24 protein-coding genes, 3 tRNA genes and 4 pseudogenes are annotated in these 24,251 nt (G+C 56.8%); 14 read left to right on the top strand and 17 right to left on the bottom strand.

The window, feature by feature from the left end; translation table 11 throughout:
- Positions 1–82: 82 nt before the first annotated feature.
- Together BBI10_RS17400 and BBI10_RS26695 are read right to left on the bottom strand one after the other, a co-directional pair.
- Positions 83–1,735, bottom strand: a complete 1,653-nt coding sequence (locus BBI10_RS17400) for a methyl-accepting chemotaxis protein (protein WP_065990495.1) — start codon at positions 1,733–1,735, stop codon at positions 83–85.
- A gap of 584 nt (positions 1,736–2,319) precedes the next feature.
- Positions 2,320–2,505 (bottom strand): annotated as a pseudogene (locus BBI10_RS26695) (chemotaxis protein); the annotation flags it as partial.
- A gap of 115 nt (positions 2,506–2,620) precedes the next feature.
- On the opposite strand from BBI10_RS26695, the gene BBI10_RS17395 reads away from it, so the two are divergent.
- The 3 genes and pseudogenes from BBI10_RS17395 to BBI10_RS17385 all read left to right on the top strand — a co-directional run bounded on the left by BBI10_RS17395 (position 2,621) and on the right by BBI10_RS17385 (position 4,058).
- Positions 2,621–2,869, top strand: a complete 249-nt coding sequence (locus BBI10_RS17395) for a hypothetical protein (protein WP_065990493.1) — start codon at positions 2,621–2,623, stop codon at positions 2,867–2,869.
- Between the two features lie 47 nt (positions 2,870–2,916).
- Positions 2,917–3,819 (top strand): annotated as a pseudogene (locus BBI10_RS17390) (Heme peroxidase); the annotation flags it as partial.
- On the top strand, positions 3,816–4,058 hold the full coding sequence (locus BBI10_RS17385) for a hypothetical protein (protein ID WP_065990489.1): 243 nt from the start codon (positions 3,816–3,818) through the stop codon (positions 4,056–4,058). The pseudogene BBI10_RS17390 and the gene BBI10_RS17385, both read left to right, overlap by 4 nt.
- Positions 4,059–4,127: 69 nt before the next feature.
- On the opposite strand, the gene BBI10_RS27305 is transcribed toward BBI10_RS17385, so the two are convergent.
- The gene (locus BBI10_RS27305; protein WP_141695208.1) at positions 4,128–4,874 is read right to left on the bottom strand and encodes a hypothetical protein; all 747 of its coding nucleotides are present in this window, start codon (positions 4,872–4,874) and stop codon (positions 4,128–4,130) included.
- A gap of 402 nt (positions 4,875–5,276) precedes the next feature.
- Here BBI10_RS27305 and yejK point away from each other — a divergent pair, with 402 nt between their 5' ends.
- A complete protein-coding gene (gene yejK, locus BBI10_RS17380) occupies positions 5,277–6,290 on the top strand; it encodes a nucleoid-associated protein YejK (protein ID WP_065990487.1) in 1,014 nt (337 codons plus the stop codon).
- 25 nt (positions 6,291–6,315) lie between these two features.
- The gene (locus BBI10_RS17375; RefSeq protein ID WP_065990485.1) at positions 6,316–7,170 is read left to right on the top strand and encodes a DNA adenine methylase; all 855 of its coding nucleotides are present in this window, start codon (positions 6,316–6,318) and stop codon (positions 7,168–7,170) included.
- Between the two features lie 63 nt (positions 7,171–7,233).
- Here the strand turns inward: BBI10_RS17375 and BBI10_RS17370 are convergent, their stop codons facing one another.
- Positions 7,234–7,515, bottom strand: coding sequence for a hypothetical protein (locus tag BBI10_RS17370; RefSeq protein WP_065990483.1), 282 nt, complete (start codon positions 7,513–7,515; stop codon positions 7,234–7,236).
- A 27-nt stretch (positions 7,516–7,542) separates the two neighbouring features.
- Here BBI10_RS17370 and BBI10_RS17365 point away from each other — a divergent pair, with 27 nt between their 5' ends.
- Positions 7,543–7,824, top strand: a complete 282-nt coding sequence (locus BBI10_RS17365) for a hypothetical protein (RefSeq protein WP_065990479.1) — start codon at positions 7,543–7,545, stop codon at positions 7,822–7,824.
- Positions 7,825–8,149: 325 nt separating this feature from the next.
- Here the strand turns inward: BBI10_RS17365 and BBI10_RS17360 are convergent, their stop codons facing one another.
- The 3 genes from BBI10_RS17360 to BBI10_RS17350 all read right to left on the bottom strand — a co-directional run bounded on the left by BBI10_RS17360 (position 8,150) and on the right by BBI10_RS17350 (position 9,651).
- On the bottom strand, positions 8,150–8,800 hold the full coding sequence (locus BBI10_RS17360; RefSeq protein ID WP_065990477.1) for a hypothetical protein: 651 nt from the start codon (positions 8,798–8,800) through the stop codon (positions 8,150–8,152).
- Between the two features lie 67 nt (positions 8,801–8,867).
- The gene (locus BBI10_RS17355; protein WP_065990475.1) at positions 8,868–9,071 is read right to left on the bottom strand and encodes a hypothetical protein; all 204 of its coding nucleotides are present in this window, start codon (positions 9,069–9,071) and stop codon (positions 8,868–8,870) included.
- 46 nt (positions 9,072–9,117) lie between these two features.
- Positions 9,118–9,651, bottom strand: a complete 534-nt coding sequence (locus tag BBI10_RS17350) for a hypothetical protein (protein WP_065990473.1) — start codon at positions 9,649–9,651, stop codon at positions 9,118–9,120.
- 46 nt (positions 9,652–9,697) lie between these two features.
- Between BBI10_RS17350 and BBI10_RS17345 the strand changes: the two are divergent.
- Positions 9,698–11,887: pseudogene (locus BBI10_RS17345) on the top strand (DNA cytosine methyltransferase).
- A 43-nt stretch (positions 11,888–11,930) separates the two neighbouring features.
- Here the strand turns inward: BBI10_RS17345 and BBI10_RS17340 are convergent.
- Positions 11,931–12,581: a hypothetical protein gene (locus BBI10_RS17340; RefSeq protein WP_065990471.1), complete on the bottom strand. Its 651-nt coding sequence runs from the start codon at positions 12,579–12,581 to the stop codon at positions 11,931–11,933.
- Between the two features lie 242 nt (positions 12,582–12,823).
- Between BBI10_RS17340 and BBI10_RS17335 the strand changes: the two genes are divergently transcribed.
- Genes BBI10_RS17335 through BBI10_RS17325 form a run of 3 tightly spaced genes read left to right on the top strand, consistent with a single transcriptional unit; the run spans position 12,824 to position 14,312 of the window.
- Positions 12,824–13,027 (top strand): hypothetical protein, encoded by a 204-nt coding sequence (locus tag BBI10_RS17335; RefSeq protein WP_065990469.1) that lies wholly within the window; start codon positions 12,824–12,826, stop codon positions 13,025–13,027.
- Positions 13,028–13,071: 44 nt separating this feature from the next.
- Positions 13,072–13,281, top strand: coding sequence for a DUF4224 domain-containing protein (locus BBI10_RS17330; protein ID WP_065990467.1), 210 nt, complete (start codon positions 13,072–13,074; stop codon positions 13,279–13,281).
- Complete coding sequence (locus BBI10_RS17325; RefSeq protein ID WP_065990465.1) at positions 13,281–14,312, top strand: tyrosine-type recombinase/integrase; 1,032 nt, start codon at positions 13,281–13,283, stop codon at positions 14,310–14,312. The genes BBI10_RS17330 and BBI10_RS17325 overlap by 1 nt, the downstream gene beginning before the upstream one ends.
- A gap of 81 nt (positions 14,313–14,393) precedes the next feature.
- On the opposite strand, the gene BBI10_RS17320 is transcribed toward BBI10_RS17325, so the two are convergent.
- Positions 14,394–14,480 (bottom strand) — tRNA-Leu (locus tag BBI10_RS17320).
- Positions 14,481–14,712: 232 nt separating this feature from the next.
- Here BBI10_RS17320 and BBI10_RS17315 point away from each other — a divergent pair.
- Positions 14,713–15,027, top strand: a pseudogene (locus tag BBI10_RS17315) (superoxide dismutase family protein); the annotation flags it as partial.
- Positions 15,028–15,078: 51 nt separating this feature from the next.
- Here BBI10_RS17315 and tnpA read toward each other — a convergent pair.
- From tnpA to BBI10_RS17275, 8 genes are all read right to left on the bottom strand, one after another.
- Entirely contained in the window at positions 15,079–15,402 is a 324-nt protein-coding gene (tnpA, locus tag BBI10_RS26690; protein ID WP_065986015.1) for an IS66-like element accessory protein TnpA, read from the bottom strand.
- Between the two features lie 815 nt (positions 15,403–16,217).
- Positions 16,218–16,871, bottom strand: coding sequence for a DUF6036 family nucleotidyltransferase (locus tag BBI10_RS17305; RefSeq protein WP_065990461.1), 654 nt, complete (start codon positions 16,869–16,871; stop codon positions 16,218–16,220).
- A 301-nt stretch (positions 16,872–17,172) separates the two neighbouring features.
- Positions 17,173–17,246, bottom strand: a tRNA-Cys gene (locus BBI10_RS17300).
- A gap of 45 nt (positions 17,247–17,291) precedes the next feature.
- Positions 17,292–17,367: transfer RNA gene (locus BBI10_RS17295), tRNA-Gly, on the bottom strand.
- A gap of 61 nt (positions 17,368–17,428) precedes the next feature.
- Positions 17,429–17,989, bottom strand: a complete 561-nt coding sequence (gene pgsA, locus BBI10_RS17290; protein WP_065990459.1) for a CDP-diacylglycerol--glycerol-3-phosphate 3-phosphatidyltransferase — start codon at positions 17,987–17,989, stop codon at positions 17,429–17,431.
- Positions 17,990–18,021: 32 nt separating this feature from the next.
- Positions 18,022–19,845 (bottom strand): excinuclease ABC subunit UvrC, encoded by a 1,824-nt coding sequence (gene uvrC / locus BBI10_RS17285; RefSeq protein ID WP_065990457.1) that lies wholly within the window; start codon positions 19,843–19,845, stop codon positions 18,022–18,024.
- A complete protein-coding gene (gene gacA / locus BBI10_RS17280) occupies positions 19,846–20,490 on the bottom strand; it encodes a response regulator transcription factor GacA (protein ID WP_065990451.1) in 645 nt (214 codons plus the stop codon).
- A 192-nt stretch (positions 20,491–20,682) separates the two neighbouring features.
- Positions 20,683–21,033: a helix-turn-helix domain-containing protein gene (locus BBI10_RS17275; protein WP_065990449.1), complete on the bottom strand. Its 351-nt coding sequence runs from the start codon at positions 21,031–21,033 to the stop codon at positions 20,683–20,685.
- Positions 21,034–21,114: 81 nt separating this feature from the next.
- Between BBI10_RS17275 and BBI10_RS17270 the strand changes: the two genes are divergently transcribed.
- From BBI10_RS17270 to BBI10_RS17260, 3 genes are all read left to right on the top strand, one after another.
- Entirely contained in the window at positions 21,115–21,342 is a 228-nt protein-coding gene (locus tag BBI10_RS17270) for a DNA-binding protein (RefSeq protein ID WP_065990447.1), read from the top strand.
- A 590-nt stretch (positions 21,343–21,932) separates the two neighbouring features.
- The gene (locus tag BBI10_RS17265; RefSeq protein WP_065990445.1) at positions 21,933–23,018 is read left to right on the top strand and encodes a 3-deoxy-7-phosphoheptulonate synthase; all 1,086 of its coding nucleotides are present in this window, start codon (positions 21,933–21,935) and stop codon (positions 23,016–23,018) included.
- 301 nt (positions 23,019–23,319) lie between these two features.
- Positions 23,320–24,201 carry an esterase/lipase family protein gene (locus tag BBI10_RS17260; protein ID WP_065990444.1) on the top strand — a complete coding sequence of 294 codons (882 nt, stop codon included), beginning with the start codon at positions 23,320–23,322 and terminating at the stop codon, positions 24,199–24,201.
- Positions 24,202–24,251 lie beyond the last annotated feature (50 nt).

Below are 24,251 nucleotides of genomic sequence, written 5' to 3'. Positions count from 1 at the left end.
GGCTATTTGTTCCAGTGCCACGTAGTAGCGCCATTGAGTTCGTGCATCCTTCAACCCGACAGACACCGTATTAAGTATCTTGTCAGACCTTAAAGTGGCCTACTTGCCGCTGGAGTACGACCCCCAGCTCTGCCAGGTTATTACTCGAACTGGCCGTTCTCTCGCAAGATAAAGCTGAATCATCTGCAATATTACGAACCGACGTCACACTGCGGTTAATCTCCTCAGCGACACAGCTTTGCTCCTCACCGGCGGTTGCGATCTGCCTGACCATCTGCTGGATGTTATCAATCATCTCCACAATGGTTTCAACTGAATGCCCCGTGTTTGAAACCTGTATGACAGTTTCCTCCGTCAAACCACGGCAGACTTCCATCATCCCGGCAGCCTCTTCGGCTATCTTTTGCAGATTGGTGGTCAGCGCGCCAATTTCCAGGGTTGCGCCCTGCGTCCGTTTGGCAAGTGTTCTCACTTCATCCGCCACCACCGCAAATCCTCGACCCGCATCGCCCGCCCTTGCCGCTTCGATAGCAGCATTCAGCGCCAACAAGTTAGTTTGATCTGCAACGGACGTTATGACTTGCAACACCCCACCTATATTTAAGCTCTCTTTTTTTAGTTGTGCCATGGCGGCGGAAGACTTTGACACCTCCGTAGCCAGACGTTTCATTTGGGCTATTGCGTCTTTTGCCATAGTGCCGCCGGTTTGCGCCTGAGCATTAGCGCTGAGTGCCGCATGGGCTGCTTCTTCCGAGTTGCGCGCAACTTCAAGGGTCGTGGCTACCATTTCGTGGATGGCGGTGGCGACCTGGTCGATTTCGACTCTCTGATTGCCTACCCCGATGCGGGTCTGCTCTGTCGCAGCGGAAAGGTCCACTGCAGCAGCAGAGATCACCGCCGATGACGTGTTGACCTGGCTTATAAGCAGGCTCAGACGGGACTGCATCTCACTCAGGGAAGAGAGCACGCTACCGGCCACTGAGGTTTCTGCTCCGGGAATCGGGCGCAGGTCACCACTTGCAACGCGCTGAGCGATGGTTGACAAGAGGATGGGCTCTGCACCCAGGGCGCGTGACAGTCCCCGAACGATAAGAACGGTTAGCGCGACCCCTACGGCAATGGCCAATGCGCATATAAACATCAAGAAACGTTGATTGCTTCTATATTCGACTTGCGATTCATCAACGCTGGCCAGTGCAATCTTTGTATTAAAGCGTTTGTAATCAGTGACGCTGGCCACCAGCTTTTTCAAAAGCGGCAGGCATTCATTGTTCATCATAGTAATTGCGGTACTGCGATCACCACTCATGGCCAGCCGGGTAATCTCCAGGGCAACAGGACCATAGACTTTCTCGACCCCCTCAATCTCGGCAACCAACTTACGGGCGTTATCGTTATCGGCGGAGGCTGGCAACGCGCTGACGCCAGCGACCAATGCTGAGAGCAGACTTTTCACCTTCTGATGTTCGGCATTCAAGATGTCCGCTTCAGACTGTCGATCAGTGTCGGAAATGACCAGCACAAGGTTGCGGGCTGAAATAGCGCGCTGCTGCGCGGAAAGCAGCAAATCATTCATCAGCCCCATGCGCTTATTCAACCCTTCGACATAGTTTGAGAAGCGCAGGTTCGACTCATTTAAACTAATAACGGATAACGCAGAAATCAGAAAAATAATTAGCACCATCACGCCAAAACCCAGTACTAACTTTGCCTTTACCGACAAGGAAGCTAACATACAGAAACCCCTTTGACTTTCAGTATTGTGCAGCACGTCCAAGAATGTGGCGCATTGACACTATGCGGCGAGCAACGACAATACTACAAGCAATAAATCACCACTTTTAAAGATATATAGGATCCAACTTACAACGGATTCAATCGAGTTGTTTGCGTAAGGTATTTTAATCTAAACGAATATTTAGACTTTCGTCGCATACCAACTTTAGATATGCGATTCTAAACGCGAAGCGTTCTGTACTTATTCCAACAGTCTTTAATCGGTCCGCGAGATGGGAGTTTCAACTGAAGGGAGGATCGGTATTGTGAAAAGCGGAGCTCCCGATAAGGGACACGCGTGCGAAGGCAGGTGCGGACAAGGCGGAAAGCAGCGGCGTTAGACCGCCGATGAACGACCCGCTTGGGCTTAGCGCTGTCGCCATGGGAGAACAACGCATCTGCAGACGGGCAGACAAGGACTATTATGAACGTCGCTCAACCCGCCATGCAGCTTCTCGTCCAGCAGGGCGCGTTTCTCGACCTGGCAGCCTTTTAGTTCGGTGGCAAGCTGAGCGTGTGCTGGCGCACCGAACATGCCCAGGCGGCGGAGCGTTCTGAATCGAGCATCTCAGCTAGGCGTCGGACAGTGCCGATGTCGGCGTTATCCATCGTTCCGTCTAAGACGTCCCAAGATAGGGATTTGCGAAGCCACGAGAATCCGCAAAGCAAGACAGTTCCGGTGCCGTCAAGCCAGGTGAGCGTGCCTGGGCCGAGGTCGGCTGGGTCCATATTTACTCCGAAGAGTTGTTGCTTGTTACCGGAAGCTTAATTTAGTGGATCCAAAAAAAACCTTGTGCTATGAACTGCATGTGGCATGCACGCCACATACAAATGGAGTCCAAAAATGGCTTGGAACCGTAGCGATAACAAGAAGTACAGGGGAAAGATCGACAGGATTTTCGTATCGCTGACTGAAAGTTGGGAAGTCGAGTATTTTATCGACCATTACTTGAAAACAAGGGGTAAGGACATAAGCGACTCCAATCGTGACCTCCTAGCTGCGAAGCTCGAAGATGCCCCGGGTCATGCGCCTCACAAAAGAGATGAACTGAACACGTGGCTCGATGGGCAGTACGGGGTCAAAACTAAGTAACAAAAAACCCGGCTTGGAGGCCGGGTTTTTTATGTGATCAAATCATACGTGTAGTGAAATGGTGCGGCGAAGTCGAAAGTCGCCTGGCAGCGGCGAACCACCACGCGCTGAGCCAGACCGAGAGCATCGACGCCCTCTTCCGCGCGATCGACGAGATCAGCAGCGAGGCGCGCGCTAAGCGACTGGAGCTCGACAAACTGGTCAAGGCACGCAAAGTCGCGATCAGGGAAGACATCGTGACGACCGCCGCGAAGTCGCTGCAGATCCACATCGACCAGATCAACAGCACCCTCGGCGGCAAGGCGCGGATGCCGAAGATCGTTGCTGACTTCGCCGGCGCCATCAAAGGCAAAAAGACCATCGCCAGCCTTCGCGATGCTGCGGACAGCGAACTGGCCCGGGCGAAAATCGAAGCCAGCCAAACCGGCGACAAAATGCGCACCAACCTGAACAGCTTCGCTGAGCTCGCTGCTGACTACGTGTTTTTGTTCAACGATCTGCAGCAACTGGTGCTGAAGGAGAACGAGGACCTGGTGCCGCTGATCAAGGTGCGGATCAGCGAGCACCAGCGCGCCGAAGAAATTCGCCTTGAGGCGCAGCGCGAGCAGATTCGTCAGCAAGAGGTCCAGCGATTGGAGCGGGAAGCGAACGAGCGCGCGGCAGCTGCGGAGGCTGTCGGCAAAGCGCCAGTGGCTACTCCTGCTGCCAACCCGGTTGAGCCACCCGCGCGGCGCGTCACCAACGCCGCGCCATCGGCGAAAGTGCCGCCGAAGCAGACCAAACTCGAGGCGAAGGTCACCGACTTGGAAGCGCTGGTGAAGGCGGTCTACGAAGGCCGCGCCCCGCTGTCGGTGCAGACCGTGAACTGGGGGGCGCTGGACGACTTGGTCCTCATTGACGGCGATGATTTCAGCATGGACGGCGTCGAGCTGCAGCAGGTGGCGGCATGATCAGCTTCAGCCTTAATCCTGATGCGCAGAATCGTATCAGGTCCGCGGAACTGGCGGAGGCCGTGGCGGAGTTTGAAAGCCGGGGTGGTCAGATTTTGCAGGGTGAATGCTTTACCGGAAATCCGATCCCGCCGAAGCGGCGGGACTGGATTGATCCTGACACAGTGCTCAAGCGCAGGACTCGTGCGTTGTCGGCGGCGGAGCGTGGCCGGCTTCAGCGGAGGACGCGGGTGGTATGAGTCAGTGCTAGACCTGCTTCATGCACTAATGGCACCGGTATCTAGAGCTCGCATTTGGTATCTCTGCGTCTAGCAATATCGATGTTCATGCCACTGGTGCTCCAGCAGCAGGGTGACAAAATCGCTGAAGCTACACCTGAACTCGTCGGTCATTCCCCGGTATCCGGGACACCCATCTAAAAATGCGAAGTCGGACAGAGATGCCATAACCTTGCCCATTGTTAGAATTATTTTTTGATAATTTTCCAGGCAGACGCCTGTCGGACGGTCGCCCGATAGGCGTATTTGATCCGCAGCGGGGTTAAGCTGCGTGTATCTTAAGCGTTCTCTTAGAACGGTGTACCCGCCAACCCAGTCAACTATGTCTCGGCGGCTTTGCTCAGATGGCGCGCAAGTTTTATCAGCTAATCGGGCGAAAGAGTTCCACCAGGATTTGACTTCATCGTGACCTATTTCACTGAAAGAAAGGCGAGGATTCCGATTGCTCGGAAACATCGACTCGTATAGTTCATGACGACGATAGAAACTAATCTTCAAATCAGTTTCTAGAGCGTTAAGCCATTCGTTGAAAGATTCAAAATGCATGCGATACTGTTGTCTTCTTCCAGAAATTTCTGTACTGGAAGACTGTTTTTGCGCTGCACTAGCTGCCTTCCATGCAGCAAATGCTGCTGCGGCAGTGGCCACGGCTGAGATTATCGAAAATATGTCAACTAGCTTTAGGTCGTCCTGCGCTGTTACTCCCGAACCAAGATAGCTAGCTAGCCCCCCAGCAAAAATAAATCCTATACCCACAAACAAAATCACACGATTCATTGGCCGCATCTTTATAAACATTCACTTCCAGTTATCAAGTGATTCCGTTCGATAAGCGCAGCATCGACCGTCCCAGATCGGCTTGGACGCTCAAGCAGCTCCGCAGTTTTCCCACACAACTCCTCCAGTCGCGCCACTCTCCGAGCGACGCCATGCCGTTCGGCACGAAGTGCACTTAAATGTTGATATCTGTAAATCGCTGGATTTTGGCTGAGGAAAACCCTGCTCGAAAGCCCCAAGCTCACCATCAAGATCATAGGCCTCCATCGAATTCTCACAACAGTCGTTCACGTTCATTAAACGCTCCTTGATACGGCCACACGCCGGCCAACACATATAGCCCACCTCCAACCTAATCGCCATCGAATTCTCGGAGGCATCAACACGCCTGAGGTAATTGAAATGCCAATCCGCAAAATCATCATACACAGGATCGACAAAAATCCTGACGGAAGCCCGGCCGTGCTTCATACCGCGAGCGAACTGCTGCCCGACTCTCAAGCAAACGAAGACCTGTTATGGCGTCTGAACGAGAGCTACAACGCCAAGCAAGGTAAGGCCTGGGGCTTGTTCCACGCAGAGTCCGGCGCACACCCGCTGCGGGGCTGGCTGAGCAAGTACATTGCCGGCGAGCTCAGCTTCCATGAGTTCAGCCTTACCGCTGTCGAGCATTTGCAGCACTTGATGGAAGAATCAAAACTCGCCATCGGAGGGCACGTCCTGTTCGTGCACTACCAGCAGGGCATGACCGAGTACCTTTCCATTGCGGTTATTCAGCAATCGGAAGGCATCGCAGTTGGCGAAGATCTCCGGACCATCACAGCTAAATATCTCGACGTCGATCATCTCCACTTGGCTGGGCGGATCAACCTGTCCGAATGGCAGAACAATCCGGCGTCTCGGCAGTACATCTCGTTCATAAAAGGCAAAAACGGCAGGAAAGCGACGGAGTGCTTCCGTGACTTCATTGGCTGTCAGGAAGCCATCGACGCTCCTGGCGAAACCCGTACCTTGCTCAGGGCGTTCAGCGACTTTGTGGAAAACGAGGATCTGCCTGAGGAGGCGGCACGCGAGAAGACACGCACCCTAGTGGACTATGCGATGAGTCAGACCAAATTGGGCGAGCCAATCATCCTTGAGGAACTGTCCGGACTGGTGGATGAAGATCAACCCAGGTCTTTTTACGACCATATCCGCAACAAGGACTATGGGTTGTCCCCGGCGATCCCTGCCGATAAGCGAACGCTCAACCGATTCCAACGCTTCACCGGGCGCGTGGAAGGCCTGTCGATCAGCTTTGAAGCGCACCTGCTGGGCACGAAGGTGAAGTACGACAAGAACAATGACACGCTGGTCATTAACGGCGTGCCGACTCTACTGACCGATCAACTCAAGCGCGCCAGTGTAGAAAGGTAACCGTGGAGCAGCTTCAAGGATTGTCATGACCATTTCCGCTCCAGTCATCCGGTACCACGGCGCCAAGTTCAGACTCGCACCGTGGGTGCTGCAGCACTTCCCGCCCCACACCTGCTACGTCGAATCATTCGGCGGCGCTGCCGGCGTGCTCATGCAGAAACCCCGAGCCTACGCCGAGGTTTACAACGACCTGGATGGGGACATCGTGAACCTGTTCCGGATGCTTCAGGATCCGGCGACGCGGAAGGCGCTTGTCGAGCGACTGGTGCTGACGCCCTACTCGCGAGCCGAGTTCGAGCTTTCGTGGGAACCGGCAACTGATCCGATTGAACGAGCGCGGCGCACGATCATTCGCGCACAGATGGGCTTTGGCTCAGCCGGCGCGACGAAGGGCGTCACCGGCTTCCGAATAGACACGAAGCGTCAGTACGGTACCGCCCAGTCACTCTGGGCCGAATACCCCGACTCGCTCGCGGCGGTTGGTCAGAGGCTGTCCGGCGTCTTGATCGAGAACCGGCCTGCCATTGAGGTCATCACCGCACACGACGCAGCGACGACACTGCATTACGTCGACCCGCCGTATGTGCACGACACCAGGTATAAGGGCGCATCTACTGGACGTTATTACCGGCATGAGATCGACGACAAAGAACACCGGGAGCTGCTTGGCGTTTTGCTCGAGCTAGAAGGAATGGTCGTGCTGTCCGGTTACCCAAGCGAGCTGTACAGCGAACTGCTCCCTGACTGGAGCTGCCACAGCACGTCGGCGCGGATATCCGCAGGGCGCGGCACGGCAAGCCGGACCGAGCGCATCTGGCTGAACCCGGCATGCGCGGAGCGAGTGAGTCAGATCGGCTTGGATTTGGGAGAGAATAGGTGACGCCCGCCGCGTCTCGAACCGGCTCCCTGGCGAAACTGCCCGGTGAGAAGACCGACGCCAGCTCTAGCCGCGAAGTCTCCTTGCAATCTCCCGCATTGGGACGTTGACGCAACCCTGCCCCTTCGTCGCAGCCATAATGGTTGGATTCGCTGAACTTGCGTCAAGCTCACTCTGCGGTAGGCCTGGCCACATTTTTTCAAGGCGCTTAGCGTCGACATTTTTACCGTTCTTGAACCTGATAAATTGGTCGTCGACCGAAGGAATATGGGCTGCCCATTTCGTCTCGACTGACACGTCTGCAGTGACCGCAAATGACTTGGCGATGAACTTTTCCTTGCTGAGCATCTTGGTTTCCTTGCGTGAGCGCGAAGCATGATCGAAGACAACCGGATTTGCCTCGCCAGAGACAATGCTAGTTGTTTAGGTGCGCCATCCACCGCAGGCGGCAAACCTGGCGCCACTTGCCAGCGCACCAAGTCGGAGATTCACCAGATGGAAGAGGCAGCAGCCGCAAAGCACGCTGCTGCGTATCGGCTGAGACAGAAGGAAAAGAAGGATCGGCTGGGAATCGCAACAGTAACGATTGAGGTAGCCCAAGGCGTCGCCTCCAAGCTGCCTGACCTCCTGAAGATGCACGGCTTCGACAATGAGTAGGAGCTATATCAGACGTTGGTGTTGTAAGTGCTGCGCGCTACGGATGACGAAGCGGCGAGGATTCTTAAACCTCACACGTCAGGCTTCGAAATCACAGAGGCCATGACGTGTGAGCTTGAAGCAGCGGGGACCTCCGAGCTGGAGCCATAAGCCGAGTGAATCTTAAGGCTCGAATCAGCAAGAAATCTATCAGCGCTTGGGCTTTGGTGGGGGTGGCGGCGCGGGACGCTTTCCAGCGGTGACGCTTGGACCCTTAGAGGATCCATCTCTGAAAAGATCAGATTTCCCGCCATTTTCCCCGCGAACAGGGCCTTCTCTGAATTTTTCACTCATCTACAAGATCCTCATTTGCTATCGCTTCGATCACTATAGAGCCAAAGGGTCTGCACAAATACAAGCTTTCAACGCTATAAAGAAACTCAGATTCTTCGTAGCTGTAGACACGAACGTCAGCCAGAACGACTTCATGACATGTGCCGTTTTCCGCAAACGATACTACATCGCCTGAGTAGGTCAGTCCTGACTCTTTGTCTCGTATGTATACCCAAGCGACGTCTTTTCCATTCATAAAGTATGAGAAAAGGTTTTCGTCGCCGAATTTTTGAGAGACCCCCAGGCGCCCCGCAAGCTTGTTGAATACCTTGTGGTTCATCAAATAGGAAGCAAAGAACGCGACAGGTAGGGATAACAGAACCGCTACGCACACCTCTATTGCACTGAGACTGCTTTCAGTTTTTAGAGCGCTGTTCCAAATCGTTAGGATGCTCCACTCCAATGGCTTGGAAATCATCCTGACAATGTCGGCCCCCCAGCAAATTATCTGCTCCAGCGAATAACAGATGATCCCCAAAACAAGCGAGTACAGCCCGAATTTGAACGCATCCCATTTGGAGTGGGAGGTTATTTTGTCGAAAACTATTGCTGCGATTATCCCAGGTAGCAGCAGGACGACCAAAGTGACTGCGAGCTGATTCATTGGATCTCCACCCGGCTCCTTGCCGGCAGACGTTTATAGCCCAGGACCAATTGATTCGCCAGCCTGATCAATGAATCACTGGCAGCGCATCAGCCGCCACCTCTATCGCGGTTGAGGCCTCAGCCACATCCTCCGGATTGTAGAACTGCTCACCGTACATCGACTGAATCGCCAGTTCGGTCAGATCGTCGATATCAACGCAGCATTCCTGCGCCGCAACCAGCACCGCATTCAGCGCCATCCGCAAAACCGTTTCCCTGTCTTCGCTCATGACCCTATTCCCTCCTGTGGAGCGGTAAGCGTTGGCGAGTTCGACCTTAATGAGTAGTCTGCTGCGCTTCCTTTGCAGCTACAAGAAGAGCAGCTGCGTTGTCGAGCATCGGCTCAAAGAGTTGCTTGAACTCCGAGACTTGACCATCCCGGTGATCTTTACCTGGAAATCCTAGGTCTGCTCTGAGCACAGTTATCAAGTCTGTAAGTAGTGATCGGAAATCCATGGTCAGGATGATCCGCTCAGCGTCTAAGTCGTCTCTAAAACCGTCGTGAAATCTGTCCAGCAACCTTTCCAAGACCACTGCGATCTGCAGGTCTACAGAACTTGTGCCAAGTTGGTAACGATCATTGATCGCAAGGATGGCCGTTTCTAACTCCTTGATCATCAGAAACAATCTCGTTGCATATCCAACAGAGCGATCGCGCTCCTGAGCGGCATTGCGCCGGAACTCGTACCTTCGCTGGCTTGCCGGTATCCAGACGGCCAAGCCAAGCGCGGCAATTGATCCGAGTGCCTGAACCCAAGACGCCAGCCCTGGGTGATGCTCGATCCACGCAGAAATACAATCCCAACTCATACCAACTCCCTAATCGTCCATGAACTATACCGGCGAGATCCCCCCTATGTCAGAACATAAGAAGAAACACCCCTTCGATTTCAAAACTCAGTACGGCCTTGGCTTCGACCCACAAGACGACGAGATCGTCGTGGACTTCTTCTGCGGCGGTGGCGGCGCCGGTACCGGGCTGGAAATGGGCCTTGGTCGCAAGGTCAGCGTGGCGAAGAACCACAGCGCCAAAGCGATCAGCATGCACACCATCAACCACCCGGGCGCCAAGCACTTCCCCACCGACGTGTTCGACGGTGATCCGGACGACGAGTGCGGCGGAAAGGCGGTCGGATGGTTCCACATGTCGCCGGACTGTACGCACCACAGCCAGGCCGCCGGCGGACAGCCCCGCAAGCGCGAGATCCGCAACTTGTCGTGGATCGGCTTGAAGTGGGCAGGCAAGAAGAAGCCTTGAGTCATCAGCCTGGAAAACGTGAAGCAGATCCTGCAATGGGGCGCGCTGATCGCGAAGCGCGACAAAACGACCGGCCGCATCATCAAGCTGGTGCCCGGCGTGAACAAAAAGGGCAAACAAGTACTGGTGAAGGTGGTTGCCGCTCCCGGCGAGATCGTTCCGGTGGGCCAGCAGTTCCTCGTTCCAGACCCCAAGCGCAAAGGAAGCACCTGGAAACGTTTCGTGGAGCTGCTGGAGCAGCACGGTTACGTGGTCGAGTGGCGAGTGATCAAGGCGTGCGACTTCGGCGCGCCTACCAGCCGCGAACGCCTGTTCATGATTGCTCGGTGCGACGGACTGCCGATCGTCTGGCCGGAGCCGACTCACGCGAAGAAGCCCGGCAAGGGCCAGTTGAAGTACCGCACCGCCGCCGAGTGCATCGACTTCAGCGATTTGGGCAAGAGCATTTTCGGCCGCAAGGATGAGCTGGCCGACGCCACCAAACGCCGAATCGCCAAGGGCATGAAGAAGTTCGTCATCGACCACCCTGCCCCGTTTATTGTGCCGATCGCGAACTGGTCGACTTAGACGGTGCAGTCACTGAACGAGCCGCTGCGCACTGTGACTTCCTACCCGAAAGGCGGCGCGTTTTCGGTGGTGACCCCCATCATCGCGCCAGCCACGCATCAGGGCAGTGACCGTATTAACGATCCACTTGAGCCGCTGCCGACAGTGACCTGCGCCAACCGCGGCGAACTGACATTGATCAGTCCTACGCTGGTTCAAACCGGTTATGGGGAGCGCGAGGGCCAGCAACCGCGCGTGCCGGGACTAGATCAACCGCTGGGGACCGTCGTCGCTGGAGGCGTAAAGCACGCGCTCGCCTCTGCGCACCTGGTGAAGTTCAGGTTTAACGACGAAGGCAAAGCGTTGGACGAGCCGCTGCCGACCATCACCAGCGGCGGCAACTATCAGCGCCCTGCCGGCGCGGCGCACGCCATGGGCATCGCCACCGCGTTCATGGCGCAGATGAACGGCGGCTTCAACACCACCGCCGCGAAAAGCCTCAAAGACCCGGTGACCACAGTGACGAACACTGGCAGCCAGCAACAGCTGGTGACGGCGATGCTGGTCACCAACACGACCGGCCACGCCCCATCAGACATCGAGGGACCGGTACCGACGCTTACGACCGGGCGATACCAGATGCTCGCCACGGCGCATCTCCTGCACATGCGCGGTAACTGCGACGCCCGGGATTCCGCCGATCCGCTTCACACGGTCAGCGCCGGCGGGACTCATCACGGACTCGTTACCGCCTTCATGGAGCGGCAGTACGGCGCAAGCGTTGGCCAGCACCTGGCCGAGCCGGCGCCGACCATCACGGCGGGCGGCGGAGGCAAGAGCTCCTTGGTCAGCTTCGATCTATCGCCCGAGCATGCAGAAGGGGCACTGCGCGTCGCGGCTTTCCTGATCAGCTACTACGGCACCGAGAACATGAGCGGCTGCGACCAGCCCGCGCCGACGAACACCACGAAGGATCGCCTCGGCCTGGTCACCGTGATGGTGACGGGCACGCCGTACGTGATCGTCGACATCAGGCTGCGGATGTTGCGACCGGCCGAGTTGTACCGGGCTCAGGGCTTTCCGCAGGATTACATCATTACGCATGGTGCCGACGGGGAGGCGTTCACGAAGACGGAACAGGTCCACATGTGCGGCAACAGGGTCAGCCCGCCGCCGATGGCCGCCCTCGCGCGTGCAAACGATCCATGGCGCCTTGCTGGGGAGCAGGCTTGCGCTGCTTAGCTGCAGCCACTCACATTGAAGCGATGTGGCCATTTTGAGCCTGTCACAGTATCTCATCGGATTTTTTATTCTTAAACAAACGTATAAAAAATAATTTTTGATCGATACCAAGATCTCTTTTCGTGTCTGTCCAGGCCATCTCTAGCTCGCGCCGTAGAAGATTTTTGTAAATGCTGATTTTTTCAAGAAGTGGACCGGTATTCTGCTTATGCTTGCAAGAAATCGCTCCGCGAAGCGCTGTACTACCGGCGTCTCGCACCTGTTTGGCTCGGGCATCGTCTCGACTGAGTAACAACTCCACCTTGGCCCTTAGCTGTGATGATCTGGCACAACACTGATAATACTCAGGGCTATATTTAAACTTTCGATCCACGGATGACATGTTCACCATGTAAGTCGTGCACTGAATAAGCTCTGCAGCAGCCTCCCTTAATTCAGCCATCCAATGATGACGTAAGTTGCTTATATTGCCTTGGATCTGATTTTTCTGGACACGGACGGTCATCCAGGCCACCAAAATGGCTACCACGACCCCCGCGCCGGCTGGGATGATAGTTGGCCAATCAGTATCAGTGTCCACATGCACGACGATAGGCTTTTCTGCAGTACCAAGGAAGTTAGCGCCGCCTTGGTTGATCAAAACTCCTTTACCTTCGTATTTTACGGTCCCAACATTTAACTCAAAGCTGTCCATGGCATTGCCTGATGACGGATAAAAAGTGAGTATAAACGACAAACCATATCTGACTCGATCCAGATTCAGCCACTCCGCTCGATAAAGGAGCGTTTTCGCCAACACTCCGGCGCTAGTGTCGCTATGGAGGCGGCTCTTCAGGCTCTGCGCACAGCACCGGCCCTCAACAATCTCGAACTTCCAAACAGCCCTAATACCCCTACCACATGCCCGCCGGTGTTCGGCGGGCGGGAGACACCTGCATGTTCATAAGTGCATCAACCAGCCTGAGTAAATGCAAATCCCTCGGTGATCAAGTCCGTGTGAAAGCGCTTCGCCTGGGCGGCGCATGGGCCGAGGCCCGCGAGAACTTGGCGACAGAAGCAGAGCGCTGGTTCGGAAGAGACCCAGTAGCAAATATCGACGACTGGAAGGCCGTGAAGAATGAAGTATTCAGAACCGAATGATCCTTCCACCAAACACCGCATCGCCCCCCCGAAGGAGGTAGCACATGAGCACAATCGAGTTCCTGACCCATGCGCAGGTGTGTGAGCTGACCGGCGCTCGCACCAAGGCCGGGCAAATCGCGGTGCTGGCACGTAACGGCATCCGCCATACCGTTAAACGTAATGGGTGGCCATGCGTCACAACCTTGGCCCTTATTGGAGCCAAAGAGCAACTGAAGCAACACAGCGGCTGGCAGCCGCGTAAGGCTGGGTGATGGGAAGACGTCCAACCGAACCGGGAGCCATCACCAAGCTCAGGAAGAGAAAGCGCGGGAAGTTGACTTATTACTACTACGATCTCGGCGGGTCGCCACGCAGGGAGATATCGCTGGGCAAAGACTACGGCCTAGCCATTTTGGAATACGCAAAACTTGAGAAAGACCGGACCGCGACTGCGCACGTAAAGTCAGTTGTGACCTTCGCCTACGTGGCGAGCCGATACCTTGTCGAAATTCTCCCAACGAAGGCGGCGCGGACGCAGAAGGACAATCTCGCTGAGCTGAAGCAGCTGCTAGCATTCTTTAACGATCCGCCCGCCCCCCTCGACGAAATCGAGCCTCAGCACATAAAGCAGTACCTGCGCGAACGAGGTAAGAAGGCGCCGATCAGGGCGAATCGCGAGAAAGCCCTGATGAGTGCCATCTGGAACTTCGCAAGGGAGTACGGCTACACGAGTTTGGCGAACCCATGCGCCGGCGTGAAGGGTCACAAGGAAACTGGCCGGGGGGTCTACATCGAGGACGACGTTTTTGCCAGCGTCTACGAGAAGGGTTGCGCGCCGCTGCGCGACACGATGGACCTGGCCTATCTAACTGGGCAGCGGATGGCTGACGTGCTCAAGATGGACGAGCGAGACATCGTCGGTGGCTACCTGTCGATCCGACAGAATAAAACGGCGGCGATGCAGCGCATGGAGGTGGCAGGACAACTGGAGGAGGTGTTGACGCGCATATCTGCTCGCAAAACTGCGCTAAAGATCGGGTCGACAAAATTGATCGTCACCGTTGAAGGTGCGGCGATGACCACCGCCATTCTCCGCAAACGTTTCGACGATGCCAGGGAAGCCGCGGGCGTGCCGAAAGCGGACTTCCAGATGAGGGATCTGCGCGCCAAGGCAGGCACCGACAAGGCGGAAAGCAGCGGGGATATTCTGCAGGCCAAAGACCAGCTGGGACACACCACCGTCGCCATGACGGAGCACTACATCAGGAAGCGGAGGGGCAAGAAAATCACCTCCACAAAGTGAATTGCGGAAAGAATTCTCGATTGCGGAAATTTGGAGAGAAAAAAGGCGCTTCGGAATGCCCCGTAAGCGCCTGATTTTAAATGGTGCCCCGAGCCGGAGTCGAACCGGCACATCCTTTCGGACGACGGATTTTAAGTCCGGTGTGTCTACCAATTTCACCATCAGGGCGGTAGCACATATCAACCTCGACCTTCGCGCGTCGTATCGCGAGGCCAGCTGACAAGAGTGGGGAATATATACACCCGCAGCCCTGGAGGCAAGTTCAAAGCTTTCGGATTCAATTGGTTACGTTTGTTTACCGTCGCAGGCTCGATACCTGTCTATGCTTTCTCGCAGCTTAGGGTGACTCGTTGTCGCAGCTGTGCTGCTCCTTTCTTTTGACGAACCAAATGAGGTGTCTATGAAATCCGCTTTATGGCTGGGCCTGATTGGAGCATTTACGGTGGGCGCTCAGGCGGCATCGCTCAATGTTCCGATGAACATGGTGAGCGCTGATGGCAGCCCGCAGCCTGTTGGCGAGGTCACCATCAGCGAGACCGCTTACGGGCTGGTGTTCACCCCCGAGCTAAAATCTCTACCCGCCGGCATTCATGGCTTTCATGCTCACGAAAATGCCAGTTGCGACCCAGGCATGAAAGACGGCAAAAAGGTCGCGGCACTTGCAGCAGGCGGCCACTTTGACCCGGCGCGCACCGGCAAGCACCTGGGCCCCTACCGGCGCGCATATCCATGGGCTCTGTGGCGAGCCAGATGGCGTCGACGCGGATCACTGGACAAACTCACGGATAAAACGGGCGCACCCTTCAGGGTCTGAGGATGGCCAGTTCACGGTAAGTTTTTGATGCCCGAAAGGGATCTCGATGCAGACAGGAATTTGCTGACCGGGCCGAGTTGCGGGCTCTAGTTTCATCGGAACGAAAGCGGGCAATGCCGGCGCCTGACGATCACGATAAGCAGGTATCCACTTTCGAACCAGGTTGGCGTTGATGCCATGGCGCAGGGCTACGCTGGCCATCGACACGCCGGGTTGCAGGCATTCCTGGACGATCTGGGCTTTAAAAGGTTTGGGATAAGAGGTTCGTTGGCGCATGGCAATCCTGACGGTAAGGGCGATGGTGTCCACGTATTTTTAAGTGGAGAACATCGCCCTTATTGCGGGGATCGGGTAGGTGACTTCGCCGGACGCTTACCCTGCTTCACTAAACACCACCCACAAAAAAGCCCGTAAGACGTTGATCTTACGGGCTTTAAATGTGGAGGCAGAGGTCGGAATCGAATCGGCCTAAGCGGATTTGCAATCCAATCCTCTGGTGAATACTGATTATGCCTAATGCAAAGATTACATCTGAGTAAAACTAAACTCAAAAAAGAAACTTTGTTCCCCTGTAGCGCATTGTCTGTCAAGACATTTCTAACCTTAGAAGCTATTTCAAGCTAGGTTTCACGTTCACGTTTGGCTGGATACGGTCAGATTTTGGCACTAAGTTTTATGCAGTGTGCAATTGTTGCTGAGTAGCTTCGAAGTGCCTAGTTTGGAATTGCATTAGCGCCTGAACCTTCAAACCCAGACCTTTATCCAAGCCCCATGAAAGAGCCAATCGATCTGCGCGCCCCTTCACAGTCACCTGATCAGCCTTATGGGCCACAACACGCTTGAGGGCCCGATTCGCTTCAAAGACGCGGGCCTCCGTAGCACACGTAAATTGAGTCAAGCGCTCCAACAAATACCCTGCTCTCCGCACCTCGACAGCGCTCCGCCTCACACGCAAAAATGAGTCAAGTGCTGAGTCTAAATTATCCGAGGAGTACCAAAAAGCGCGTGCAGCGCGAACGAGGACTGCATCATCAGCTTGATCAAGAGGTTGCTTTGTCAGCAGGTCCAAATCATCCGAGAGGACGGTGGCATTAGCGCGCTTCGTCGTCATCGTTCGTCTCCAGGTAGTCCGCAATAATATTACGAAGGATCGAGCTTGGGGGTTCCTTGTTGCCAACGTACACGTCAATAGCCTGTAAAGCTAGTCGATTGAGATCCGCGGCGGACATTAGGCCTCTTCGCAAAAGCTTTTCAATATCCTCGATGTCCTGTTCAGTGGCTCTTGCTAGCTTAGAGATAGCCAAATCCACCGGTGAAGCGATCATCACATGAATCGGCGAAGACTCACCAAAATCCCCAAGTCGTATCGCCCGCTCCAGATAGTCCTCGTGTAGAGGCCCCAGAGTGGTATTGAATGTTAGATCGTAGTTTAGAGCCAGCGTGCGACCTGTCGAAGGGTCTATAAACTCCTCGGGAGTCGCACCCAAGCTTGCGATTAGCTCATCCTTGCTGAGGGGGAGAGCATTATCAAAATAATACACCTCAGCATCAACATCTACAGAGACCCGATGACTCGTGTAAAGGTTAACCGCTACCCCGCCAAAGATAATGAGCTTGACTGAGCCCGGAGCAGCGCCCTCTACCTCTAGCTCCTCTTGGACTCCTTTGAACATAGCAACGACCGCCTGCCCCAGTGGTTGGGACGTGTCGACGTGTACGGGCAGTATATCTGGGATAGCTTTCATCAAAGGTCCGTCTTGGTGCGTTCAGATCCAATCGCGGTACTTGGCGCGATACCGCTTAAGCGCACGAATGTACCTCGAAACGCTCTAAATTTCGAGGGCGCAGTCCTTTGCAAGGCGGAATTGCTGGAATGAAAATGATCAATCTAGGGGAAATTGAGATGACGTCGAGGAGCTCCACGACTGTCCAATGGTCGCCCGGCAGGCAGGGAATTGCGGAACGCCTGCCCAAAGTTGCGGAACGTTTACTTTTTCACGGCCCACAAAAAAGCCCGTAAGACGTTGATCTTACGGGCTTTAATAGTGGAGGCCGAGGTCGGAATCGAACCGGCGTAAGCGGATTTGCAATCCGCGGCATAACCATTTTGCTACTCGGCCTCAAACGCTCAACGATCCAACCACTACCGCTAAACGCATACAAACTGGAGCGGGAAACGAGACTCGAACTCGCGACCCCGACCTTGGCAAGGTCGTGCTCTACCAACTGAGCTATTCCCGCTTTGTGTGGGCGCCATTCTATACACTCAAATGACCCCGTCAACCCCTTGATTTAAAAAAACTTATTTTTCATCGGTGGTCGTGCGCAGATGCGGCCATGCGGCGCGAAGGTATTGCACCATCGACCACAGCGTAAGGCCCGCCGCGATCATCAGCAGCACGTAACCCAACACCACCCAGAAGGTAAACGCAGGGGGGTTGGCCAACAGGATGACCAGCGCGAGCATCTGCGCAGCGGTTTTCCATTTGCCCAGGTTCGAGACGGCGACTTGGGCTCGTGCCCCCAGCTCCGCCATCCACTCGCGCAGCGCCGAGATAACGATCTCTCGACCGATGATCACGGCGGCCGGCAAGGTCAGCCAGAGGTTGGCGTGGGCCTGCACCAGCAACACCAGCGCAACGGCCACCATCAGTTTGTCAGCCACCGGGTCGAGAAAGGCCCCGAACGGTGTGCTTTGCTCCAGGCGTCTTGCCAGATATCCGTCCAGCCAGTCGGTCGCGGCTGCCAGGGCGAACACCGAACTGGCGGCCATGTAGCTCCAGTGGTACGGCAGATAGAACAACAGAATGAAGATCGGAATCAGCAGGACACGTAATACGGTGATCAGATTAGGGATATTCATCGGCACAACTGGCTACGAGGTGAGCGAGCATTCTACTCGCTGTGCAGGTTTGCATAAATCGACTCTGCGAGCTTTTTGCTGATTCCCGGCGCCTTGGCGATTTCTTCGATGCTGGCACGGGACAATTCCTGAAGGCCGCCGAAGTGCTTGAGCAGGTCGCGGCGCCGGGTCGGGCCCACGCCTGCCACCCCTTCCAGGGTTGACGTTCGACGGGTTTTACCGCGTCGTGCACGGTGCCCGGTGATGGCGAACCGGTGGGCTTCGTCGCGGATCTGCTGGATCAAGTGCAGCGCCGGAGAGTCGCCCTTGAGGGTGAACTCATGGGCCGCGTCGTTCAAGTACAACGTCTCGAAACCGGCCTTGCGCGTAGCGCCCTTGGCGACACCCAACAGAATCAGGTCGGGGATGGCCAGTTCGTTCATGACGTCGCGGGCCATGCTCAACTGGCCCTTGCCCCCGTCCACCAGCAAGATGTCCGGCAATTTGCCCTCGCCGTCCTTGATGCGGCTGAAGCGACGCGTCAGTGCCTGGTGCATCGCGGCGTAGTCGTCCCCCGCCGTGATGCCTTCAATGTTGTAGCGGCGGTAATCGGACTTGATAGGGCCCTCGGGACCGAACACCACGCACGACGCCACCGTCGCTTCGCCACTGGAATGGCTGATGTCATAGCATTCCAGACGCTGCGGCGACTCCTCGAGGTTGAGCACCTGAGCCAACGCTTCAAAGCGCGCTGTGACGTGCTGACGATTGGCAAGCCGCGCCATCAGTGCCTGCTCGGCGTTGGTCACGGCCAGTTGCTGCCAGCGCGCGCGGGTGCCACGCACCCGATGGCTGATGATGATTTCGCGGCCGCGTGAAGCATCGATGGCGTCGATCAACGCGGGGAAATCCTCGCTGACCACGTTGACGATGACCTCGCCCGGCAGTTCGCGCTCGCCCCCGCCCAAAAAGTATTGGGCCAGGAAGGCCGACATGACTTCGCCCACCTCCTCCTCGATCCCGACCTGGGGGAAGAAATTCTTGCTGCCCAATACCCGCCCGCCACGCACGCTGATCAAGTGCACGCACGCGCCGCCCGGATTGACGAACGCCGCCACGACGTCGACGTCACCAGTGCCGCCGTCCATGCTCTGCTGGTCCTGCACGCGGCGCAGCAGGCCGATCTGATCACGCAGCTCGGCGGCGTGCTCGAAATCGAGGTTCATCGCCGACTTTTCCATCAGCGCGTTGAGCTCATCAGTGAGGGCATTGCTGCGCCCCTCGAGGAACATCACCGAGTGACGCACATCCTCGTTGTAGATCTGCGGCTCGACCAGGTTCACACAGGGCGCCTTGCAGCGCTTGATCTGATACTGCAGGCAAGGCCGAGTGCGGTTTTTGTAGAAGCTGTCTTCGCACTGACGAACGTGGAAGGTCTTCTGCAGAATGCTCAGGCTTTCGCGGATCGCGCCGGCGCTAGGGTAAGGCCCGAAATAGCGGCCCTTGGCCTTCTTGGCGCCGCGATGAATGCTCAGTCGGGGAAATTCGCCGTCGGACAGGTGCACATACGGGTAGGACTTGTCGTCGCGCAACAGGATGTTGTACGGCGGACGCGACTCCTTGATCAGGGTTTGTTCCAGCAGCAGCGCCTCGGTTTCATTGGCGGTGATGGTGGTTTCAACCTGAGCGATCCGCGCGACCAGCGCACCGGTTTTCGGTGCATGGCCGGTCTTGCGGAAATAGCTGGAGAGGCGCTTCTTTAAATTCTTGGCCTTGCCGACGTACAGCAGCTTGCCGTCGATATCGAACATCCGATAGACGCCGGGGCGGCCACTGCAGGTGGACAGAAAAGCACTGGGATCAAACGGTTGGGTCATTTATGCGCTGGCGTCGACCATGCCATGACGGACGGCCAGCAGGGCCAGCTCCACGTCACTGCTAATCGACAGCTTCTCGAATATGCGGTACCGGTAGGTATTCACGGTTTTGGGGGACAGGCAAAGCTTGTCGGAAATCGTCTGCACTTTCTGGCAGCCGACAATCATAAGGGCAATCTGGATTTCCCGCTCGGACAACAGGTCGAACGGCGAATTGCTGGTCTGGGGCTGGAAAGATTTGAGCGCCAGTTGCTGGGCGATCTGCGGGCTGATGTAGCGCTGCCCGGCGAACACCAGGCGAATGGCCTGAACCATCTCGGTCAGCCCGGCGCCTTTGGTCATGTATCCCGCCGCGCCCGCTTGCAGCAGGCGCGTCGGGAACGGGTCTTCTTCGCACACCGTGACCGCCACCACCTTCATGTCGGGATGGCTGCGGATGAGTTTGCGCGTGGCTTCCAGCCCGCCGATGCCAGGCATCTTGACGTCCATCAGCACGACGTCGGGTTTCAGCTCGCGGGCCTTCTGCAACGACTCTTCGCCGGACTCGGCCTGTCCCACCACCTGCAAGCCTTCGATGTCGGCCAACATGCGCGTGATACCTGTCCGAACCAGATCATGGTCATCGACAACCAGCACCCTAATCAAGCAGACACCTCACCGAACAATGCGTGGCGACGACCCGCCACGTTAGCGAAAAGAAAGTAAGCGACCTGCTCTGGAGCACTGCGAGTGCATGTGTACCAGATGATCTACAAAGAGGTTCACACGCTATCATCATCGACCGCAAAACTTGATAAAAATCTTCAAACGCCCGACCGTTGCATCGCCCGGATTGCCTTATAACTTCCTGTCCGGGGCGTAACTACTCTGATATTCCGCCAGGGTCGTGGTTAACCGGCAGATGGCATCCTGTTCCTCCTTTCCCAGGCTGCGGTAACTCCCCACCATCCATTCTTCGTTTTCGCTCAGGCCGACAATGGGCACCGGAGTGCGGGAACCTGTCAGCACGTACAACACGTCGACACCGCGAGGGGCGACGCGGGCGAGATAATCGGCCTTGGGGGTGCGTTCACCGTTTTCGTACTTGCCCTGCGCGTTGGCTTCCACGCCACCGATCTCACCGAATGCGCGTTGTGAAAGCCCCAAGCGCTCGCGCTCTTCCCTAATTCGGGCACCTATTCCACTCATTTGGATGCATAGCCTTGTTGACATCACTCTTTTGAGTGATAGAATCGAAATAATTTGAACGAACTTGAACGGTTTTGAACTATGCCCGGAATCCGTACCGCCGCACAAGCCAAGGCTTGGCTGGAACAGCAAGGCAAATCGGTTCAAGAGTTTGCCAGGGAGCACAACGTGGACCCGGCGACGACCTATCAAGTGTTGTCCGGGCGAAAGAAGGGACGCCGGGGCGAGTCCCACAGAGTCGCGGTGTTACTGGGGATGAAGATCGGCGTGATACCGACCGCCGTATCGTCGGAAGCACCCGAGGACTGATTCATTTTTTTTGCCGTGTTGTGGGTTGCTTAAAAGCAAGTTGTCCCCAATCAGCCCGATTGTAATTTCCAATTGAAGAACCCGATCGGTCTGAAGTAAGCTCGGCGGCATTCCACGGAGTCAGACCATGTTGCCTTCCCTTTCCTTACAGTCGTTCAGCGCCGCCGACGGTTCACGTCAGGCTGAGCGTGCGGCTGCCTGGAATGCGACGGCGTCTACCGCTCCTGTTTCTTATTTTTATGGGTATTGGTTTAGCCACTGGCGCGCCTGATACCCAAACGGCGCCCTGAACTTCGGGACGCCCACCAGAGATAACTCTCACCCCCGGTCGGCTTCCCGACCGGGGGTTTTGTTTTTCTGGGCCACACATTTCTGACTGATTGATTCAAGGAGCTGCACATGAACCACCACCACTATTACCGCCACGACACCGACTTCGCCTGGCGATTTAGCAACCTCCGTTCGGGACAGCCTGCCGCCTCCGATCGGTCACTGACAGGTGGCATCGCCCTGCTCACAGCCAACCCGGCCAATTGTCGAACACCCCAGTAGGTCCGCGCGGGCAAACCCGCCGACCAGGAAGCCAGCACATGAATTCGCCCGTCGTCAGCAACACCCTCATCGACTTGCCCTCCGGCGTCGTCACTCTGAATGACAGCCGCCCTGCCCCGGCACGCTTGCCCACGCCCCTCCAGCTGAAACATCAGCTGCCGCTGGACGCTGCCCTGACCGCCCAGGTCGCCGCCCACCGCCAGTCGATTCGCGCCATTCTCAACGGTGAAGATTCGCGCCTGCTGGTCGTTGTCGGCCCGTGCTCGATCCACGATCCCCACGCCGCTGTGGAGTACGCCGAACGCCTGGCGCATCTCGCCGCCGAGGTCAGCGACCAGATGCTGCTGGTGATGCGCGCCTACGTCGAGAAGCCGCGCACTACCGTCGGCTGGAAAGGCCTGGCGTACGATCCCGCGCTGGACGGCAGTGACGACATGGCCGAGGGCCTTGCCCTGTCACGGCAGTTGATGCGTGAGATGGTCCGGCTCGGCTTGCCGATCGCCACGGAGTTGCTGCAGCCGATGGCGGCGGGTTACTTCGATGATGTGTTGAGCTGGGTGGCCATTGGCGCAAGAACCACCGAATCGCAGATCCATCGGGAGATGGCCAGCGGCCTCGGCGTGCCCACGGGTTTCAAGAACGGCACCGACGGCGGCATCTCCGTGGCCTGCGACGCCATTCGCTCGGCGGCCCACGCCCACCGGCATTTCGGTATGGACCCTCAGGGCCACCCGGCGATTATCGAGACGTCGGGCAATCCCGACACCCACATCGTGCTGCGCGGCGGTCACGGCGGGCCCAACTATGACGCCGCCAGCGTTGCAGCGGTGAAGGCCAGCCTGGCGAAGCACCGCATGGCCGCGCGCATCATGGTCGATTGCAGTCACGCCAACAGCGGCAAGGATCCGCTGCGTCAGCCCGCCGTTTTCAACGACGTGCTGCAGCAACGGCTGGCCGGTGACCGGACACTGATCGGCATGATGCTGGAGAGTCACCTGTTCGAAGGCTGCCAGCCATTGAGTGCTCCCCTCAAATACGGCGTGTCGGTGACGGACGCGTGCCTGGGCTGGGAGTCAACGGAACGCCTGCTTCGCGATGGCGTGAACAAACTGCGCTACAGGTAACATTTGCAAACGGGAAGCCGGTCGCAGCCATGCGTCCGGCTTCCCGCAGAAGCGTCGTCGCCGTCAACTGCAGCCCGTGGCAGCGAAGACGCCCCTCGTGGGAAAGCGTCCCGCGCCCTCGGCGTATTTGCACCGCAACGCCAGCGTCTTTTCCTGCCTCTGCGGGACACAAGGTCTGGAGCGATGAAACGCTCGCCACGACCTGCACTAACCGGCGCATGGCCATACTCCGCTGCGCCCTCCGCCCATGACCTTCGCTGGTTAAGCTCGATCCTTCTTTTATATCGAAGGAATGATCGACATGTACAAGGAAGTCACCACCAAATACCCCATCTTGCTGGTCCACGGGCTGTTTGGCTTTGACCGGATCGGCAAGGTTGAAATGTTCCACGCCATCCCCCAGGCGCTGGAGAAAGCCGGATGCAGGGTCCACGTGCCGGCGCTGTCCGGCGTCCACGATAACGAAATTCGCGGGGAGCAGTTGATTGATCAGATCGAACGCTTCCTCCGCCGCACCGGTTACCTGAAGGTCAACTTGATCGGGCACAGCCAGGGCGCGCTGACCTCCCGCTATGCCGCTGCGATGCGTCCGGATATCGTGGCGTCGGTCACTTCCGTGAGCGGCCCCAATCACGGATCGGAGGTGGCCGACCGGGTACGTCGGGCGCTGACGCCCGGGCAGATGCCTGAAGCGGTGGCGTCGCGGCTGACCGCAGGTTTTGCCCACTTCCTGGCGCTGCTGAGCGGTAACTCGGACCTTCCACAGGATCCGGTTCAGGCACTGGATGCGCTGACGACCGAGGGCGTCGCGGCCTTTAACCGCAGGTATTCCCAAGGACTGCCCGCAACATGGGGCGGCGAAGGCGCCGAACGGGTCAACGGCGTTCATTATTACTCGTGGAGCGGGTGCATCGACGGCTCGCTGTTTTCCGAGGGCCGCAATGCGCTGGACCCGCTGCACCTGGCGCTGCGCAGTTATGCACTGCTGTTCGAAAAGGAGGCTGCGTCCAATGACGGCCTGGTCGGCCGCTTCAGCTCTCATCTGGGCAAGGTCATCCGCTCCGACTATCCGATGGACCACGTGGATTCGATCAACCAGAGTGCCGGTCTGGTCCGCAAGCAGGTGGACCCGGTGAAGCTGTACGTGGATCACGCCGCTCTGCTGTTCCGCAAAGGGCTTTGACCGACGATGTCGTCTGTCACGGGCCGTCAAAGGCGCCTGAACTTTCTCGG

This window comes from Pseudomonas graminis (assembly GCF_001705435.1).
Lineage (GTDB): Bacteria > Pseudomonadota > Gammaproteobacteria > Pseudomonadales > Pseudomonadaceae > Aquipseudomonas > Aquipseudomonas graminis_B.
This window is presented reverse-complemented; position numbering and strand designations above follow the sequence as displayed.

Excerpts from the sequence above, each read along its gene's own strand:
- BBI10_RS17335 (WP_065990469.1), top strand. The coding sequence starts at position 12,824 with ATGTTCATAAGTGCATCAACCAGCCTGAGTAAATGCAAATCCCTCGGT.
- BBI10_RS17260 (WP_065990444.1), top strand. The coding sequence starts at position 23,320 with ATGTACAAGGAAGTCACCACCAAATACCCCATCTTGCTGGTCCACGGG.
- yejK (WP_065990487.1), top strand. The coding sequence starts at position 5,277 with ATGCCAATCCGCAAAATCATCATACACAGGATCGACAAAAATCCTGAC.
- BBI10_RS17375 (WP_065990485.1), top strand. The coding sequence starts at position 6,316 with ATGACCATTTCCGCTCCAGTCATCCGGTACCACGGCGCCAAGTTCAGA.
- BBI10_RS17385 (WP_065990489.1), top strand. The coding sequence starts at position 3,816 with ATGATCAGCTTCAGCCTTAATCCTGATGCGCAGAATCGTATCAGGTCC.
- BBI10_RS17355 (WP_065990475.1), bottom strand. The coding sequence starts at position 9,071 with ATGAGCGAAGACAGGGAAACGGTTTTGCGGATGGCGCTGAATGCGGTG.
- BBI10_RS17325 (WP_065990465.1), top strand. The coding sequence starts at position 13,281 with ATGGGAAGACGTCCAACCGAACCGGGAGCCATCACCAAGCTCAGGAAG.
- pgsA (WP_065990459.1), bottom strand. The coding sequence starts at position 17,989 with ATGAATATCCCTAATCTGATCACCGTATTACGTGTCCTGCTGATTCCG.
- BBI10_RS17395 (WP_065990493.1), top strand. The coding sequence starts at position 2,621 with ATGGCTTGGAACCGTAGCGATAACAAGAAGTACAGGGGAAAGATCGAC.
- BBI10_RS17270 (WP_065990447.1), top strand. The coding sequence starts at position 21,115 with ATGCCCGGAATCCGTACCGCCGCACAAGCCAAGGCTTGGCTGGAACAG.
- BBI10_RS17365 (WP_065990479.1), top strand. The coding sequence starts at position 7,543 with ATGATCGAAGACAACCGGATTTGCCTCGCCAGAGACAATGCTAGTTGT.
- BBI10_RS27305 (WP_141695208.1), bottom strand. The coding sequence starts at position 4,874 with ATGAATCGTGTGATTTTGTTTGTGGGTATAGGATTTATTTTTGCTGGG.
- BBI10_RS17330 (WP_065990467.1), top strand. The coding sequence starts at position 13,072 with ATGAGCACAATCGAGTTCCTGACCCATGCGCAGGTGTGTGAGCTGACC.
- uvrC (WP_065990457.1), bottom strand. The coding sequence starts at position 19,845 with ATGACCCAACCGTTTGATCCCAGTGCTTTTCTGTCCACCTGCAGTGGC.
- BBI10_RS17265 (WP_065990445.1), top strand. The coding sequence starts at position 21,933 with ATGAATTCGCCCGTCGTCAGCAACACCCTCATCGACTTGCCCTCCGGC.
- BBI10_RS17305 (WP_065990461.1), bottom strand. The coding sequence starts at position 16,871 with ATGAAAGCTATCCCAGATATACTGCCCGTACACGTCGACACGTCCCAA.
- BBI10_RS17360 (WP_065990477.1), bottom strand. The coding sequence starts at position 8,800 with ATGAATCAGCTCGCAGTCACTTTGGTCGTCCTGCTGCTACCTGGGATA.
- BBI10_RS17400 (WP_065990495.1), bottom strand. The coding sequence starts at position 1,735 with ATGTTAGCTTCCTTGTCGGTAAAGGCAAAGTTAGTACTGGGTTTTGGC.
- BBI10_RS17340 (WP_065990471.1), bottom strand. The coding sequence starts at position 12,581 with ATGGACAGCTTTGAGTTAAATGTTGGGACCGTAAAATACGAAGGTAAA.
- BBI10_RS17275 (WP_065990449.1), bottom strand. The coding sequence starts at position 21,033 with ATGAGTGGAATAGGTGCCCGAATTAGGGAAGAGCGCGAGCGCTTGGGG.
- tnpA (WP_065986015.1), bottom strand. The coding sequence starts at position 15,402 with ATGCGCCAACGAACCTCTTATCCCAAACCTTTTAAAGCCCAGATCGTC.
- BBI10_RS17370 (WP_065990483.1), bottom strand. The coding sequence starts at position 7,515 with ATGCTCAGCAAGGAAAAGTTCATCGCCAAGTCATTTGCGGTCACTGCA.
- BBI10_RS17350 (WP_065990473.1), bottom strand. The coding sequence starts at position 9,651 with ATGAGTTGGGATTGTATTTCTGCGTGGATCGAGCATCACCCAGGGCTG.